Annotated in this window: 14 protein-coding genes and 2 pseudogenes; 6 read left to right on the forward strand and 10 right to left on the reverse strand. The window is 72.9% G+C overall.

Annotated features, from left to right (window positions below):
* The 3 genes from EF903_RS04570 to EF903_RS04580 form a co-directional block, all read right to left on the reverse strand.
* Window positions 1-501: a hypothetical protein gene (locus EF903_RS04570; RefSeq protein ID WP_125541283.1), complete on the reverse strand. Its 501-nt coding sequence runs from the start codon at window positions 499-501 to the stop codon at window positions 1-3.
* A gap of 125 nt (window positions 502-626) precedes the next feature.
* Entirely contained in the window at window positions 627-1262 is a 636-nt protein-coding gene (locus EF903_RS04575; protein WP_125541284.1) for a VOC family protein, read from the reverse strand.
* Window positions 1263-1419: 157 nt separating this feature from the next.
* The gene (locus tag EF903_RS04580; RefSeq protein ID WP_125541285.1) at window positions 1420-1947 is read right to left on the reverse strand and encodes a PadR family transcriptional regulator; all 528 of its coding nucleotides are present in this window, start codon (window positions 1945-1947) and stop codon (window positions 1420-1422) included.
* Window positions 1948-2081: 134 nt separating this feature from the next.
* Here EF903_RS04580 and EF903_RS04585 point away from each other — a divergent pair, with 134 nt between their 5' ends.
* The 3 genes from EF903_RS04585 (at window position 2082) to EF903_RS04595 (ending at window position 5124) form a co-directional block, all read left to right on the forward strand.
* Window positions 2082-2849, forward strand: a complete 768-nt coding sequence (locus EF903_RS04585) for an alpha/beta fold hydrolase (RefSeq protein WP_125541286.1) — start codon at window positions 2082-2084, stop codon at window positions 2847-2849.
* A 120-nt stretch (window positions 2850-2969) separates the two neighbouring features.
* Window positions 2970-3965, forward strand: a complete 996-nt coding sequence (locus tag EF903_RS04590) for a DUF4344 domain-containing metallopeptidase (protein WP_125541287.1) — start codon at window positions 2970-2972, stop codon at window positions 3963-3965.
* A 637-nt stretch (window positions 3966-4602) separates the two neighbouring features.
* On the forward strand, window positions 4603-5124 hold the full coding sequence (locus EF903_RS04595; RefSeq protein ID WP_125541288.1) for a hypothetical protein: 522 nt from the start codon (window positions 4603-4605) through the stop codon (window positions 5122-5124).
* 194 nt (window positions 5125-5318) lie between these two features.
* On the opposite strand, the gene EF903_RS04600 is transcribed toward EF903_RS04595, so the two are convergent.
* The 3 genes from EF903_RS04600 to EF903_RS04610 all read right to left on the reverse strand — a co-directional run bounded on the left by EF903_RS04600 (window position 5319) and on the right by EF903_RS04610 (window position 9864).
* Window positions 5319-5708 carry an STAS domain-containing protein gene (locus EF903_RS04600; protein ID WP_221888710.1) on the reverse strand — a complete coding sequence of 130 codons (390 nt, stop codon included), beginning with the start codon at window positions 5706-5708 and terminating at the stop codon, window positions 5319-5321.
* 806 nt (window positions 5709-6514) lie between these two features.
* Entirely contained in the window at window positions 6515-7789 is a 1275-nt protein-coding gene (locus EF903_RS04605; protein WP_185902514.1) for an MFS transporter, read from the reverse strand.
* Window positions 7786-9864, reverse strand: coding sequence for a tetratricopeptide repeat protein (locus tag EF903_RS04610; RefSeq protein WP_125541290.1), 2079 nt, complete (start codon window positions 9862-9864; stop codon window positions 7786-7788). Before EF903_RS04610 ends, EF903_RS04605 begins: the two co-directional genes overlap by 4 nt.
* 304 nt (window positions 9865-10168) lie before the next feature.
* Here EF903_RS04610 and EF903_RS34995 point away from each other — a divergent pair.
* Window positions 10169-11101, forward strand: a pseudogene (locus EF903_RS34995) (helix-turn-helix transcriptional regulator); the annotation flags it as partial.
* Between the two features lie 71 nt (window positions 11102-11172).
* Here the strand turns inward: EF903_RS34995 and EF903_RS04620 are convergent.
* From EF903_RS04620 to EF903_RS04635, 4 genes are all read right to left on the reverse strand, one after another.
* The gene (locus EF903_RS04620) at window positions 11173-12438 is read right to left on the reverse strand and encodes an MFS transporter (RefSeq protein WP_125541292.1); all 1266 of its coding nucleotides are present in this window, start codon (window positions 12436-12438) and stop codon (window positions 11173-11175) included.
* The gene (locus EF903_RS04625; protein WP_125541293.1) at window positions 12435-12980 is read right to left on the reverse strand and encodes a transcriptional regulator; all 546 of its coding nucleotides are present in this window, start codon (window positions 12978-12980) and stop codon (window positions 12435-12437) included. Before EF903_RS04625 ends, EF903_RS04620 begins: the two co-directional genes overlap by 4 nt.
* Before the next feature lie 69 nt (window positions 12981-13049).
* On the reverse strand, window positions 13050-13892 hold the full coding sequence (locus EF903_RS04630; RefSeq protein ID WP_125541294.1) for a hypothetical protein: 843 nt from the start codon (window positions 13890-13892) through the stop codon (window positions 13050-13052).
* 213 nt (window positions 13893-14105) lie between these two features.
* The gene (locus EF903_RS04635; RefSeq protein ID WP_125541295.1) at window positions 14106-14735 is read right to left on the reverse strand and encodes a class I SAM-dependent methyltransferase; all 630 of its coding nucleotides are present in this window, start codon (window positions 14733-14735) and stop codon (window positions 14106-14108) included.
* A gap of 36 nt (window positions 14736-14771) precedes the next feature.
* Here EF903_RS04635 and EF903_RS36035 point away from each other — a divergent pair.
* Both EF903_RS36035 and EF903_RS04645 read left to right on the forward strand, forming a co-directional pair.
* Window positions 14772-14885 (forward strand): annotated as a pseudogene (locus tag EF903_RS36035) (transposase); the annotation flags it as partial.
* A 76-nt stretch (window positions 14886-14961) separates the two neighbouring features.
* Window positions 14962-15297 (forward strand): hypothetical protein, encoded by a 336-nt coding sequence (locus EF903_RS04645; protein ID WP_125541296.1) that lies wholly within the window; start codon window positions 14962-14964, stop codon window positions 15295-15297.
* The last annotated feature ends 184 nt before the right edge of the window (window positions 15298-15481 follow it).

Genomic DNA, 15481 nt, shown 5'->3' on the forward strand with positions numbered 1-15481 from the left:
TCACCGGTTGCGGTGGCGTCCGATCTCGTCGGCGGCCGACCGGGCGAAGCCCGCGACGTTGCGCGGACAGCGCCAGGAGGATTCCCGGCCGGTTCCGGTGCCCGGCCGCCCGTCGAGGTCATCCCAGGTGTAGTCGGATTCACCGGCCAGCAGTGACAGCCACACCTCGAAGGACTCCAGGTGCGCCTCCAGGTCGTCGTCGCACGGGTGGCTCTCGTGGCGGCATGCGGACTGCCCGGCGGCAGGGTCCGCGGCGGCGGCCGACAGTGCTTCCACGACCCGGCGTGCGACGGCGGAGTCCGCCTCGCTCGACGCGTGGGCGTACGTCCACACCAGGCCCAGGGTGTGGAACGCCGTCGTCTCCGGGTCTCGCGGGCGGGCGGCGCGTGCCTTCTCCAGTCTCTCCACACACTCCAGGAGGGTCTCGTCGTGCTCCCCGAGGAAGTACCCCTGGTATATCGACTCCCAGTCGTCCATCATGTCGCGCGCATCATCGATCATGATCGTAGGAGACGGTCGGCCGGAGGTTCCGGTTCCCGTCGGCAGCACGCTCCGGCGCGATGCCGGGTCGTCGGGCCCGGGAGGGCTGCGGTCCGCCCCGGCTCCGCGCCGCGGTCGGGCTCCGGTCAGATCGTGACCCGGCCGTGGGCGGTGTCGAACTCCACCGACACGAGGCCCGGTTCCTCGTCCTCGACCCAGGTGACGTCGATGTGGTCGAGGGGATGGTCGGCCGGTTCGCCGAGGAATTCGGCGATGGAGGCGGCGTCGCCGGCGATGGAGACCCCGTGAATGGTGGTGGAGGTGCGCGGGTCGGCGCTCGGACGCTCCTCGAGGGGGACCAGCCACTGCAGGAAGTAGGGCAGCTGCGGGTCCTCCATCAGTTCCAGCAGGCCGATCTGCTTCCACCGCAGGTCGAACCCGTCGGGGCGGACGCGGTGGCCCTCGGACGAGGTGCGGCCGAGGCGGGCCTCGACCGGGGCGATGTCGTCGACGGAGACCACCCAGCCGAGCCAGCCGCCGCCCTCGGCGGCGCGGCGCGCGACCGCCCGGCCGAAGGGTGCGCGGTCGGCGGCGGGGTGGTCGAGCGTGGTGACGACCTCGACGTAGGTGCCGCCGCTCAGCGGAAGGATGAAGTTGCGGGTGCCGAACCGCGGGTGCACGCCTCCGTCGACGAACCCGGCGCCGAGGGCCGATCCGATCCACTGGACGGTCGAGACGAAGCTGTCGCGGGCCACCGCATAGGACACGTGGTCAAGTCGCACTGCGCCATCGTCCCCCGGCAGCCCGCACAAACCCTGACGCCACGCCCACCGCCCGGGCCCCGTCCGCCGCGGGTTCGGCCGTGGAGCGGATCGCTTCCGGCGCGGGTCCGGGGTACCTCCCGGCGGAGCCGGGGGACCGGGATCCGGAAGAGGCGGCCTATCCGCGTTCGAGGGCGCTGAGGGTGGTGCGCAGCCAGGCGAGTTCCGCCTGGCTCGTGGCGCGGGCGATCGTGAGGATGCCGCGGCGGAAGGGGTCGTCGAGGTCCTCCGCGCGCAGAGGGTGCTCGCCGTCGTAGAAGAAGCTGGCCGGCTCCTCCAGGAAGGCGAGGCGGCGGCGCAGGACGGCTGCTTGGGCTGCCGGGTCGCCGAGGTGGCGCAGGAAGGCGAGGAGGGTGAACCAGCGGTTCTCGTCGGTGATGTCGGGGCCGCCGGCTTCGGCGAGCCGGCGCCGCAGTTCGTCCCGGCCGGCGGGGGTGAGGGTGAGGACCTGCCGGGGGGCGGCGGCCTGGCCCGGCTGTGCCTCCCGGACGAGCAGGCCGGCCTTCTCCAGGCGCTTGATCGCGGGATACAGCGTGGACTCGCCGACCGGGCGTACGTGGCCGGTCAGGGCGGTGATGTGTTTGCGCAGCTGGTAGCCGTGCAGCGGGGTCTCGTACAGGAAACCGAGGATGGAGAGTTCCAGCATGGCGTCATCTTGCCCCATGGTTTCGACGCCGCCGCAGTACCACGATGGCGTAGTACTACGTTGACGTAGTACGGTGGTGGCGCAGGTCTTTCGGGAGGGCTGCCGCGAGGGTGCGGCAGGGAGAGGGGTGGGCGGTGCGCGAGGCTCGGTTCGATGAGCGGGGCAGTGTGATCCGGTGGACGGAGGCGGCCGGGGAGGGGCCCGCGGTGGTGTTCGTGCACGGCCTGGGCGCGGCCTCGACCGTGTACCACGCCCACATCGCGGGCCGCGGTGAACTGGCGGGGCGGCGGCTGCTGTTCGTCGACCTGCCCGGGCACGGCATCAGCGACCGGCCCGCCGGCTTCGGCTACCGCCTGGAGGACCACGCGGACGCCCTGGCCGCCGCACTCGACGCGGCCGGGGTGCGCGGCGGGGTGGTCGCCGGGCACAGCATGGGCGGCGCGGTCGCCATCGTCCTCGCCCACCGCAGGCCCGACCTGGTGGGGCGGCTCGTCGTCACCGAGGGCAACCTCGACCCGTTCCCCATGCCCACGGCAGGCAGCAGCGGCATCGCCGGGCACACGGAGGAGGAGTTCGTACAGGGCGGCGGGTTCGCCCGCGTCCTGGAGCGCGTCGGCCCGACCTGGGCGGCGACCATGCGCCTCACCGACCCGCTCGCCCTGCACCGCTCCGCCACCCACCTGGTGCGGGGGACGCGCCCCGTGATGCGAGAGATGCTGCAGGCGGCCCGCATGCCGCGCACGTACCTGCAGGGCGAGCTGAGCGGCGACCTGCCCGGCGCGGACGGACTGCGCGCCGCGGGAGTGGACGTCGTGACCGTCCCCGGCGCCGGCCACAACGTCATGTTCGACGCGCCGGCCGCGTTCGCGCGCGCTGTGGCGGCGGTGCAGGGCAGCCGCTGATCCGCCGGAACTCCGGGCGGGTGGGAGGGGCGCTCGCCCGAACGGGCCGCCCGGCGGGCAGCGGCCTCGCGGCGGACGCAGACTCGGTGCGGGAGAAGCCCACGACGGGAGCCGATCAGGATGCCGAACACCGCCGGTTGCTCACGGAAGGCCCGCGTCGTCGCGGTCTCGGGCGTGCTGGCCCTCGCCGGGGCGGTCGCGGCCGGGTGCGGTGGCGGGCCGGCAGGCGGCGGGCAGGGGCCCGGTGCGGGGTCCCACCCGCAGGCGGCCCGCTCCGGGCGGGTCACGGTCGTCTACGAGACCGGTACGGTCGCACCGCAGGACCGGGAGGTCGTGGCCCTCATCCGGAAGTCCGGGGTGCTGGAGCGGACGGCGGACTGGGTGAACAGGACCCTCACCCTCCCGCACGATATGGCCGTGAAGGTCACCGCCGACGTCCCGCGCGGTGTCACCGACGCCGTCACCCAGCCCGACGGCAGGACGGTCTACGTCCCGCCGCCGTTCCTGGCCGAGATCGACAAGGCCTTCGCCGACATCGTGAAGACCGTCGAGCGACCCGACCCGTTCCCGGCGTCGGAGTACAACACCGACGATCTGACCGCGCTGGCCACCGAGTTCATCTTCGGCCACGAGATGGGCCACGCACTGCAGCGCCAGCTGCAGCTGGCCAACCTCGGCCTCGAGGAGGACGCGGCCGACGGCTTCGCGTCCTTCTACACCGTCGACGAGGTCGGGCCGGGGCCGTCGCTGGCCGCCGCGATCCTCTTCGACGAGATCGCCCGCAAGGAGGGGACGCCGACCTTGGAGAGCATGTCGAGCGACCATCCCGTCACCCAGCAGCGGGCCTACAACTTCCTGTGCTACCTGTACGGCAGCGACCCGCGGAAGTACCAGCGTTCCCTGGTCGACAGCGGCCGCCTCCCCAAGACCCGGGCCCCGCTGTGCCCGCAGGCGTGGGCGATGCTGGACCACGGCTGGTGGACGCAGCTCCGGCCGCACTTCAGCCCGGCGTTCAAGGCCCGGGGCGACGAGGAGCAGAAGCAGGCGCAGGCGCGGCTGATCGCCCAGACGCGGGACCTGGAGAAGCGGATCGACGACATCCGCGGCAGTCAGTGAGCTCGGGAAGAGTTCACTTTGGCTTTTACGTCCCACCGGAACGGGAACATTCGGCCGGAAAACCCATCGGGTGACACCTGGACACCCTGGTTCATTTCTTCCGCAAATACATGCCTGCATGGCTTCTGCGCCCCACCCCGCCCTGCGGAACCGCACGCCCGGAACGCCCCGAGCCGGCCGGCTTCCGGAACGTATCAGGGAATCACCGTCGGGGGCGGGTTCACTGTGCACAGCGTGGGAAGGGTGCGGGTTCCATGTCGCACAGCCGACTCCCCTGGCGGGTTTCCTGCGGTGTTGGGCGGCTTTCCGGACGGCTTCCCGATGCAGCTCCGGTCCGACTCGCACGCTCGTGTCCGCCGCGCCGGGCCCCGGCGCCACCCGGCCGCCGCCCACGCCGCGCCGTAGCGGTGCCGAGGCCGCCCGCAGACCGCCCGACCGAACGCGAAAGCGGCGCACGATCAGGCACACCGGCCACAAAAGCGACCTTTTGATTCGCTTTCGCCAACGATGTCAGGCAACAAATGCAGCAAGCTCAGATTCTGATCAAAAAAGTTGTAAGGGCGGCCAACCCCTGGCTAGTTTTTGAAAACGCTCCGCCACTGACCACGTCGGAGCCTCACATCAAGGGGGAACAAGCATGGGCACTCGTGTCCGCACTGTCATGGCATCCACCACCGCGTCGGTCGTGTTCGCCGGCGGGCTGATCGGCCTGTCGGCGACGCCCGCGTCCGCAGCGGAGATCTGTGACAACGTCTACAAGCGCAAGTACACGGAGATCTCGTCCACGTGGCACAAGGTGGTCGCGTCGGGCGTCATCGACAACCGCCGCAGCGCCGCCACGACGCGCGAGAGCATCGCCGGGCAGGTGAGCGCCAGCCTGACGGGCAGCGTCAGCGGTGAGATCGGAGGCTCGCTCAATCTGGCCGCGGCGGAGATCAGCTCCAAGCTCGGCGTGTCCGTCGAAGCCAGCGTCTCCATCGCGAAGGGCAAGACCGTGATGATCGAGGTGCCCGCCCGCAAGCGGGTGAACTACAAGATCGGCATCAAGAAGCGGGAGTACCAGGTGTACGTCACGCACCAGTCCCGGAACTGCCGCGTCACCAACTCCTGGGCGAAGGTCACGGTGGCGGACTCGTACACCGAGACCTGGAACAGCTGAGACGTCCTGCGGGAGCGGGCGCCGAAGCAACCCCGGCCTTCGCCCGACGCCCTCCGTGACGGAGGCGTCGGGCGAAGGCGGCCGCTTCGCCGGGTACGGGCGGCCGCGGCGGCGCCGCGCCCTCCGGACCCGGTCGCGCTCGTCCCGAGGGGCCCGGGGGACCGGCGCGCGGCACCTGGCTCTGCCGGGGGAGGTCAGCGGCCGCCCGGTCCCCGGCCGGGAGCCGGGAGTGCGCTGCCGTGGCCCGGAGTTTCGCGAGGAGCGCCGGCGGTGAGGAGGGCGTGGGTTTCGGTCAGCAGGAGGAGGGCCGCGGGTTGGTGCTGGAGGCCGGTCACGGTGAGGTGTCCGCCTGCCGCCTCAAGGCGCCTGCGCAGCAGGAGCAGGAGCTTGAGGCCGCTCGAGTCCATGAAGGAGACACCGGACAGGTCCATCTGCACTGTCCGGCCGGGCAGCGGGATCGCGGCTGCGGCCTGCGAGGCCTTCTCCAGTTCGGGATACGTCTGGACGTCCATGTCACCGGTGACGGTGATCACGGTGCGGGTGTGCCCGGGGTTGTGACATGTCACTACCGTGACGTCGTTCACGGTCCACCCCTCAATCGGGGGTCGAGCCCATCACGCCCCCGCAGACGGGGGCATCGAGCGGCGGCATGGGGCCGCCTGCAGCCGAGCGAGACCACCCGTACCACGTCCCGGTCATGAATGACCCGTGAGGGCGGCGCGGGGTCTCCCACCAGACCAGGCTGGTTGTCCACGCAGCGTGGCACACATCGGACACCGTCCACCACCCCGGGGCCGCACGCGGACGGGCAGCCGGGGTGGGCCGGCCGGCGGCCGAGCAGCTCCGCGGAGACGGTGCGGCTCCTGCGCGAGCCGGTGCCGCGGGCCGGCGTCATCACGGAATGCACACATCCGGTGGGCGGTGCACTCGGGCCCGGCGGGCAGGCGAGAGGCGTGCCGGCGAGGAGGGAGCTGTGTGGTGATATCCGTGGCCGTGCTGTTGCTGCCGCTGATGGGCCTGCTGCTTTACGGGCTGGACCTGGTCGAGGACTGGATGTCCGAGGGGCCGCGCAGACGACGCCACGCGCGTCCGCACCCGAGCCGTCGCCGCGGCCCCGGCTGCCACGCTTCCCCGCGGCAGCCGGGGGCGCAGCCGCCGGCCGCGGCTGCGCCCCCACCGGCGGCTCCCACGCCGCGGCGCGGACCGCGCGCACGAGGTCGGGCCACGGGCGGGGCGTCCCGCTCAAGGTCACGGAGGGTGCGCACGGCGCCCCGATCGCCGGCGCCACCGCCCGCGGCGCCGCCGACCGGCCCACCGCGGTGACGTCCGCTGACAACGGCGGCCCCCGGGGTTGCAGCCGGCCGGGCGTCGCGTCGGCGGGGCCCGATCGTCAGGCGGCAGCGGCCTCGGGGGCGTCAGCGGCCGGCCGGTCGTTCCGGTCGTCCGGGAGCGCGCGCATCCGGGGCAGTCCGGCGAGGAGGAGCGGCAGTACCGCCGTGAGCGCTCCGCAGGCCGCCACCCACAGCGCCGTCCGGGGCGAGCAGGCGGCGCCGAGTCCGGTTCCGACGGCCCCGCCGATCGGCATCATCCCCCACACCAGGAAGCGGACGGTTCCGTTCACGCGGCCGCGCAGCTCCGGGGGACAGAGGCGCTGCCGGAAGCTCACCTGGATGATCCTGTAGACCACCGCGCAGGCGATTCCCAGGCTGTTGGACACCGCGAAGCACCAGACCAGCCAGCCCTCGCGGACCGTGGGCGTCACCAGGCCCAGGAGGGCGCTGACGGCGACCGCCGTCACCAGGGCCGGTCCTTGGCCGAGCCGCGCCGTCACTTTGGGCGCCAGTGCGGCGCCGGCCAGTCCGGCTGCCCCTGCCGCGCCGAACACGAGTCCGATGGACCCGGCGGACAGTCCCACGTCGGTGGACAGCAGGACGATCACCATCGAGCCGCTCATGGAACCGAAGAGGCTGAGGATGGCGGTGCTCATGGTGATGCCGCGCAGGACGGGGTGACCGACGACGAAGCGGAGGCCTTCGCGGATCTCGCGGCCGAGCCTGCGGTCGGTCGAGACGGGCGTACGGGCCTCCCGGGCGCGGATCCGGCCGATGAACGCGGCGGAGGCGACGAAGCTCAGCGCGTCGAGCACGACCGCGAACGGTGCGGAGAGCCACTGGACGAGCAGCCCGCCTGCTCCGGGACCGGCCCAGTTGGCGACGGCGTTGCTCGCTTCGAGCCGGGCGTTGGCCTCGACCAGCTGCTCCTTGCCCACCAGCGTCGGCACGTAGCTCTGGTAGGCCGCCCCGTGGAAGATCGACAGGATTCCCACGCCCAGTGCCACCCCGTAGAGCTGGGCCAGCGTCAGCACGTCCAGCATCCATGCCGCCGGAACGGAGCCCAGGAGCGCCGCACGTCCCAGGTCCGCGGCCAGCAGTACCGCGCGGCGCGGCAGTCTGTCGACCCACGCACCGGCGGGGAGGCCGACGAGCAGGTACGCGAGGGATTCGAACACCGTCAGCAGGCCGACCTCTCCCGCGCCCGCCTCCAGCGCGTTCAGCGCGACGAGGGGCAGGGCGAGCATGCTCACGGTGGACCCGAGCCGGCTGATCCCGTCGCCGATCCACAGCTGCCTGAAGTCGTGCCGGCCGAGGACCCCGCGGACGGTCACGGCCGTACCCCCGTGCCGGTCTGGCATCGCGTCAGCTGTGCGCGTACGGCCGCGCCGAGGTCGGGGTCCATTTCGTCTTCTCTCGTCAGCAGGTTCCGCAGTTCGTGCTCCGCGGCGTCGTGGCGCTGGAGCGCGAGATGGCCGAGTGCCCGGTTGAAGCGGAAGAGCGGGGTGTCGTCGAGCCTGATGGCCTCGTCCAGGTCGCGGACCGCGGCCTCGGCGTCGCCGCGGTCGAAGCGCACCGCCGCCCGGTTGGCCCAGAGTTCGGCCATGTCCGCCGCTCGGGCGAGGGCGGCCGTCAGGAGGCCGTCCGCCCGTTCCTGCTCTCCTCGCTCGCCGAGGACCAGCGCGAGCGAGCAGAGCAGGCGCGGTTCTCCGGGTGACAGCGCGAGTCCGCGCCTGGCGTCCTCCTCCGCTCCGGGCAGGTCGCCGAGCGAGAACCGCAGCGCTGACCGGCTGATCAGCGCCTCCACGTGGTCGGGGTCCAGGACCAGGGTGCGGTCGAGGTCGGCGAGGGCCCGGGAGGGTTCCCCGAGCACCGACCAAGTGTCGGCGCGGTTGTAGAACTCCTCGGGGAACGGCGGCCCGAGCTCGATCGCCGTGCCGTAGTCGGCGACGGCGGCCCGCGGGTCTCCGAGTTCCCGGTGGATCCGGGCCCTGTCGAAGTAGTGGTCCGCGTGGTGGGGGTCGAGCTCGATCACCCGGTTCAGGTCGGCGATCGCCAGGTCGGGGCGGGCCGTTTCCAGATGGATCCGGCTGCGGTTGTGCAGCAGGCGCGCCCGGTCGAGTGGGCGGCCTTCCGGCCCGAAGTGGCGCTGGAGGTCGGCGAGCCCGTCCTCGATGGTGCGCAGTGCGCCGGCGAGATCACCGGTGCGGGCGTCGAGCAGGGCGAGGGCCTGCCGGTGGAACACGCTCGCCGCGGCACGCTCACCGGCCTCCGGCAGCAGGTCGGCGATGGCCACGGCCTGGTTGGCCCAGGCGCGGGCGGCGGTCAGGTCGCGTCGCGGAGGGGGGAGGTGGCGGGCGAGCAGGACGGCGATGGAGCCGGCCGCCGCCATGTGGGCCCTGGGGCTGACCGTGACGGCGCGCGCTTCGTGGTAGCGGGCCAGTGCTTCCTCCGGCCGGTCGAGAGCGGCCAGTGCGCCGGCCAGTCCGGTGAGGAGGTTCCACCAGCTGCGGTGGTCGGTGCGGGGGTCCACCAGGCCGAGGCCGCGCTCGGCGAACTCGACGGCGCTGTGGTAGAAGCCGGAGAGGAGGCAGTGCCGCGCGGCTTCCTCCAGGGCTGCCACACCGGCGGTCTGCGGCTCGGTGCCCCGCTCCAGGTGGAAGGGGAGCGCACCGGTCCGGGCGCCCTGCGGGCCGTCGGCCGCGAGTCGGGCGGCGCGCTCGCCGTGCCGGCGGGCCCGCAGCGCCGGATCCGCCCGCTCGTAGGCCGCCAGGGCCAGGGGGCCGCCGTCCACGCAGTCGGCGTCGATGTACCGCCGGGCCAGCACCTCGTCCGCGCAGGACCCGTCTTCCGTGTCGGGCTCCTCCGCCAGGCGGATCGCGGAGCAGCCCTCGGCCCAGTCGAGGTCCCCGGCGGAGCCGATGAGGAGCTGCAGCCGCGAAGGGTCGGTTCGGCGCAACAGGACGCCCAGCAGCTCGACGGTCGTCTGATCGGCGTGGTCGGCGTTGTCGAAGAACACTGCGGCGGCCGGGCCGTCGCGGCCTGCCGTGAGCGCTTCGAGGAAGTCGGCTATGCCGTGCGCGATGCGCAGCGTCCGTCCGCGCGGGTGGAAGCGGATCCGCTCGTCCGCCGAGGCCGTGTCGAGCAGGGTCTCCCGCCGGGGAGCGGTGATCTCCCGGAGTTCGGGGGCCGCTGCGAGCAGTGCGGTCTCGTGGCGGGAGAACAGCCGCGGATTCCGTTCGCGTACGGCGGGGGCGATGCTGCGGAGGAAGTCCGCGCACCCTCCGTACGGTCCCCGGATGTTGCGGTGGCAGTCGTGGAATCCGAGCACGTTCGTCGCGCTCGATGCGGCGGCGGCTCGCCGCTGTGCCGCACGCCCGGCCTTGATCCAGATATGACGCGGTTCCATGCTCGTCCTGAGGGTCGACAGTCGTCCACGGAAAACGTGCGAGGGGACGGACAGCGGCCCGCGCCGTCCGTCCCCTCGTCCTGGGCGGTCAGTGCCGCCCGGGTCGTCTCACTGCTCGAAGCAGCAGGCGCACCAGTGGACCTTCCCGGCGGACGCCTGAGCGATGAGGCCGTTCCTGCGGATCGCGGTCTTCTTCACGGCAATCTCCCTTCCGGTCGGGGCGGCCCGTTGCCGGCCCGACAGGTCGATCGTGGAGCACGACCCCTGACAGTTCCTGTCATGGCTCCGGGAGTACTTTTGCCGGATGCGTGCGACCCGTCTCCTGCACCTCCTCCTGCTCCTTCAGACCAGCGGACCGATCAACGCCCCCGCTCTCTCCCGGGAGCTGAGGGTCTCGCCCCGGACGGTCTACCGGGACATCGACGCCCTCTCGGCCGCCGGCATCCCCGTGTACGTGGCGGACGGGCCGCGCGGCGGCTACGCACTCCTCGACGGATGGCAGACCAGGCTCACGGGGCTGACGGGCCACGAAGCCGACGTCCTCACCCTGATCGGCCTGCCGGGGCAGGCCGCCGAGCTGGGACTCGGCGCCGCCCTGGCGGCCACGGAGCTCAAGCTGCTCGCGGCCCTGCCCGAGGAGGCCGCGGACCGCGCCGGGCGGATCCGGCAGCGGTTCCACCTCGACGCCGTCGCCTGGTTCCGCGAGCCGGAACCGGCCTCGCACCTCAGGGTCATCGCCGCGGCCGTATGGCAGTGCACGCCCGTCACCATCCGGTACCGGCGGTGGGCACCGGCTCCTCCGCGCGAGGTGGAACGCACGCTGCAGCCGCTCGGTCTGGTCTGCAAAGCGGGGACGTGGTACCTCGTGGCCCGGCCCGACGGCGGCGACGACGGCGTCGCGGGCGAGGACGAGGGCGACGCCGGCGGCGGGCCCCGGACCTACCGCGTCGGGCGCATCCAGCGGGCCACGCTCGCACCGGGCACCTTCGACTGGCCGGAGGACTTCGACCTGGCCGCCTACTGGGCGCGGGCGACGGCCCGCTACCAGCAGGGTCTGCGCCGGAGCGACATGACCCTGCGGATCTCGCCGGAGGGCCGCGAACGCCTGACCGACCTCATGGGCCCCGGGTTCCCCGTGCGTGTCATCTCGCCCCCGGACGGGCAGGGGTGGGTCCGGATCACCGTTCCCACCGAGTCCCTGGACGACGCGGTGGAGCGGGCCTTGCAGATCGGTGCCGCCGCGGAGGTCCTGGCCCCTCCGGCCGTACGCCGGCGCGTGATCGACACCCTGTCTCTGATGACCGCCCGCTACCGCGAGGGTGTGGAGGGGAGCGGGCCGGTCCCGGACGCGGGGGCGCGCAGGGCCGCTTCGACTCGGCGGTTGCCCGTCATGGACGCGGTGACGGCCGTCATCGCCAGGAGGACGGCGCCGGCGGCGTAGAGGGGGGTGCGGACGCCGTGGGTGGCGGCCAGCCAACCGCCGAGGAAGGCCCCGAGAGGGGCCGCGCACATGGCAAGCATGCGGGAGGTGGAGGCGACGCGTCCCATGAGGTGGGCCGGGACGATCGACTGCCGGAGGGAGGGCGCGAGCACCATCGTGGCGCCCATGCCGGCCCCGCAGGCGGCGAGGGCCAGGCCGGCCGCGTACGGGTTCGGGGCGGAGGCGAGGGCCAGGACGGCAAGGCCTTCGACGGCGGCCGTGCAGGTCAGGGCGGTGCCGGTGCCGAGTTTCCGGCTGAGGGGGGAGGCGATGCCCGCGCCGAGGAGGCCGCCGGCCGCCTCCGCCGTGAGGAGCAGGCCGAAGCCGAACGTGCCGATGCCCAGGCGGTCGTGCGCGAAGAGGGCGAGGACGGTCTCCACGGCGAGGAAGGCGATGTTGCCGACCGCGGGGCGGAGTGCGAGCCCGAGCAGCAGCCGGTCGCGGAAGACGTACGAGGCTCCGGCGCGCGCCTGCCGGAGCAGCGACTCGCGGGCCTCCGGAACGGGCCGGGGCACGGCGGGGAGCGTGCGTACGAGCAGGGCGGAGAGCAGGAACGACACGGCGTCGGCGAGCAGGGGGAACGCCCGCCCGAGGGCGAGCAGCGCGCTGCCCGCGGGCGGTCCCGCGAAGCCGGACATGGCGGTCTGGGCGCCCCGCAGGCGGGAGTTGGCGCGCTCCAGCAGTGCGGGGTCGCGGCGAAGGAGGTCCGGCAGGTAGGCCGTTGCGGCGGTGTCGAAGAGGAGTCCGCCGAGGCCGAGGAGGAAGGCGACGGCCGCGAGCAGCGGAATGCTGAGGGCGTCGAGCGCGGCGGCCGCCACGGGTATCGCGAGCAGTGCGGCGCGTGCCAGGTCCGTGACCCACATGGTGCGCCGGCGGTCCCAGCGGTCCACCAGCGCCCCGCCGAGCACGCCGAAGAGCAGCCACGGCAGGGTCGCCGCGGCGGTGACGGCGGCGAGCGCCATCGGGTCGCGGGTGAGGGTCAGGGCGAGCAGCGGCAGGGCGCCGTGCATGACTCCGTCTCCGAGGGAGGAGACGGTCTGCGCGGTCCAGAGCCGTCCGAAGCCGGTCGGGAGCGTGTCGGTTCGCCGGGTCATTCGGAGTCCTCTCCGCCGTCCGTCTGCCGGGCGGATGCCGGCCGGAAGAGTGCGAAAGCGAGGGATACGTCCGGCAGCGACGGGTCGGACAGTTCCCGGTACTCGTCCGCGAGGGCCTCCAGCCGCTCCCCCAGCTCCGCGAACTGCTCCTCGGTGAGCCGCAGGTGCGCCAGCCGTACGTGGCGCCGGGCATCCACGGGGGACGCCTCCAGGTCCGCCACCACATGCCGCATCAGCACGTCCGGCTGCCCGGTGGCGGGGTCGGGCAGCACGATCGAGCGGGCGGCCGGCGCGTAGTACCGCTCGGTCACACCGCGGACCTTCCGCGTCCGTACGACCTTCACCAGGCCGGCCCGCTCCAGCAGGCGCACGTGGTAGCTGGAGCTCCCCTTCGCCAGGCCGACCCGCTCGGCGATCTGGGTGATCGTCGCGGGCTCGAAGCGGAGCACGGCCATGATCCGGTGACGGGTGAGGTTGGAGACGGCGCGCAACTGCTCGTCGGTGGTGACGTGAAGCGCCTCGGGAAGATCGTCGGTAGGCATGCAGGCAATGGTCAACGATTCTTGACCATTGGGCAAGGGGATTTCCCTTCCCCGCACGGGAGGTCGGCGTCAGGGGCGCTCGTAGTACTGGAGGCCGCCGCCCAGGGAGAAGCAGAGGGCGCCGGCGAGGGTGCCCCAGTTGGCGACGTCGGCGCTGACCAGGCTGCCGGTGGCGGGACGCGTGTAGGCGGCGAGCGCCGAGACCATGAAGAGGACGGAGCCCAGCTGGTTCACGGCGACGATCCACCAGCCGAGGTCGCGGCGTCGGATGCAGGGCCGGCCGTGGCAGATCTCGGCGAACCCGAGGTGGCCGGAGATCAGGAAGAGGACGCAGCCGATCACGTCCGGCGCCCAGACCAGCCGGTTGGCCTGCTGGACGGTCAGGCCCTGGAGGAAGGAGTCGAGCAGGTTGACGGCGAACACGAGGGTGCCGGCGAACAGGACGAAGGCGCCGAGCCAGTCGGCCCGCGTCGGCTCGTAGCTCCACCACCGCCACGCGGGGGTGACCAGGGCGCCTTCGCCGCCGGGCACGTGGCGCGGGCCGTTGACGGCCTGGAGCAGGGACACGTAGCCGCCGGTGTTGAAGAACAGGCCGCCGGTGAAGTAGACCGACGCGCAGGTGAGGGCGTCCCCGGAGCCGAACTGGGCGACGGCGGCGCCGGCCGCGAAGAGCGCCCCGCCGATGACGAAGGCGGTGGCGGCGACTGCGTTGAGCCGGCGCAGCCGGGTCAGGGCGGCGTCGTCGGCGCTGGCGTACCGGGCGGCGGCCGAGCCGGGCGGGGTGAGGGCGATCAGGCCCCGGCGCCGGGCGGGCCGCGATTCCCAGACGGCCGTACCGCCGCTCGGCGGGCGCCAGGTGAGGCGGGTGGTGAACGGTCCCGCGCCTTCGGCGCGCTGTTCGGGCTGTCCCACACGCGGAGAGTAGACGCCCCGCAGGCCCCGGACCGGGCGCAACGCCGTCGGCGGGGCGGGCGGCGGGGCCAGACCCGCCGCCGGCCCCGCGGCTTCGGACGGCGCCGCCGGGCCGGGACGCTAGGGCCTGTCTGACAATCTCCGTCGGATCAGCGAGCGCCCGCCTGGCCGGCAGCCCGGAGTGACCACCCGGCGGGCATTGCCGGGCAGAACCTACGAACGGCGGGCCAGCAGGTGGGAGTCGAGGAAACCCCGTTCAGAGGCCGGATCGTGGAGCAGCCGGGCGAAGGGAACAAGCCCGGCATCGGCAAGCAGTTCGGCGAGGCGGTCCGCCGGCCAGCTGTAGGCAGGTGTCACCTTGTGGTCGAACTGGACCGGCTCCGGTCCGTCGGTCCCGAAGAAGGAGACCAGGAGCAGGCCACCCGGAGCCAGGACGCGTCCCTGCTCGGCGAGCAGCTTCGGGAGTTCTCCCGGAGGGGTGTGGATCATCGAGTAGTGGGCCAGTATGCCGCCGAGTGCGCCGTCTTCGATCGGCAGGGACTCCATCCGCGCCTCCTGGAAGCGCAGTGACGGATGGGCCCGCCGGGCGTGATCGACCATGCCAGGGGAGAGGTCGAGTCCGAAGGCGTCCAGGCCCAGTTCGTGCAGCATGGCCGTCAGATGTCCGGGCCCGCACCCGACGTCCGCTGTCTGCAGGTTGCCTGTCGCGCGAACCAGTTCGGCGAAGGTGCCGATCATGGCCCGGGCAAACGGTTGTGTCTCCAGCCGGTCCGCGAACAGTGACGCGTACAGCTCGACGACTCCGTCGTAGGCCGCCCTGGTCTCGTCTTGATGATTCGCCACAGGCGGGACTCTATAGTCGGTCTGATCATTGATCTGGTGGCAGGTCGAGGTGAGCTGACGGATGCGGCGTGGGAGCGAATAGAGCCCTTGTTGCCGCGGGTGGGCGGACACGGTCGTCCGTGGCGTGATCACCGGCAGGTGGTCAACGGGAACGATGGCGCGGGCGGTGGCCGCGGCTTTGCACCCGGGCGCGAAGCCGCCTCCCCGCATGCCGAACAATGACGGCATGACGCATTGGTTTCGAAGCTATTGGGACGAGGAGGACACCTGGTTCCACTTCGAGGTCGACGCTGACGGTTGGGTGACCCGTCAGGTCGAACTGCGGGGTCCTCTGGCGGAGCCGGTGGCCGCGGCCTCTCTGGCCGAGTGGGAGGCCGCCCATGCGGCCGGGACACCGGACGACTACGAAAGCGTCTTCGGCGCCACTGCCTGTGTGCCCGTCCAGGAGTGGGAGGGGCATGAGCCCCACGCTCTCACCCTCGAAGAGTTCGAGACCGTGTGGCGTGCGGCGCGTGCAGCCTGCCGAGGAAGAGCCCGGAGGCGCTCGGCGAGCGGGACGTGAGACCGGGCGCGGGCCCGAGGCCGACAGGACGGGAGTCGCGGGGACTTGTCGCCTGCCGGGATGCGGAGCGTGCTGCCCTGACCCGGCACGCCGGCGCACCATCGCCGCCCCCGGTGGTACGTCGTCGGGTGCGGGGGGCTCTCGTCCGGGAGGAGGAGACGCGGGTGGGAGGGAGGTCCCGGGG

The sequence above is a fragment of the Streptomyces sp. WAC05292 genome (assembly GCF_003949955.1).
Classification (GTDB): Bacteria; Actinomycetota; Actinomycetes; order Streptomycetales; family Streptomycetaceae; genus Streptomyces; species Streptomyces globosus.

Bases quoted from the DNA above. Each gene is read 5' to 3' on its own strand.
- EF903_RS04645 (WP_125541296.1), top strand. From the start codon at position 14,962: ATGACGCATTGGTTTCGAAGCTATTGGGACGAGGAGGACACCTGGTTC.
- EF903_RS04595 (WP_125541288.1), top strand. From the start codon at position 4,603: ATGGGCACTCGTGTCCGCACTGTCATGGCATCCACCACCGCGTCGGTC.
- EF903_RS04580 (WP_125541285.1), bottom strand. From the start codon at position 1,947: ATGCTGGAACTCTCCATCCTCGGTTTCCTGTACGAGACCCCGCTGCAC.
- EF903_RS04620 (WP_125541292.1), bottom strand. From the start codon at position 12,438: ATGACCCGGCGAACCGACACGCTCCCGACCGGCTTCGGACGGCTCTGG.
- EF903_RS04625 (WP_125541293.1), bottom strand. From the start codon at position 12,980: ATGCCTACCGACGATCTTCCCGAGGCGCTTCACGTCACCACCGACGAG.
- EF903_RS04570 (WP_125541283.1), bottom strand. From the start codon at position 501: ATGATCGATGATGCGCGCGACATGATGGACGACTGGGAGTCGATATAC.
- EF903_RS04590 (WP_125541287.1), top strand. From the start codon at position 2,970: ATGCCGAACACCGCCGGTTGCTCACGGAAGGCCCGCGTCGTCGCGGTC.
- EF903_RS04610 (WP_125541290.1), bottom strand. From the start codon at position 9,864: ATGGAACCGCGTCATATCTGGATCAAGGCCGGGCGTGCGGCACAGCGG.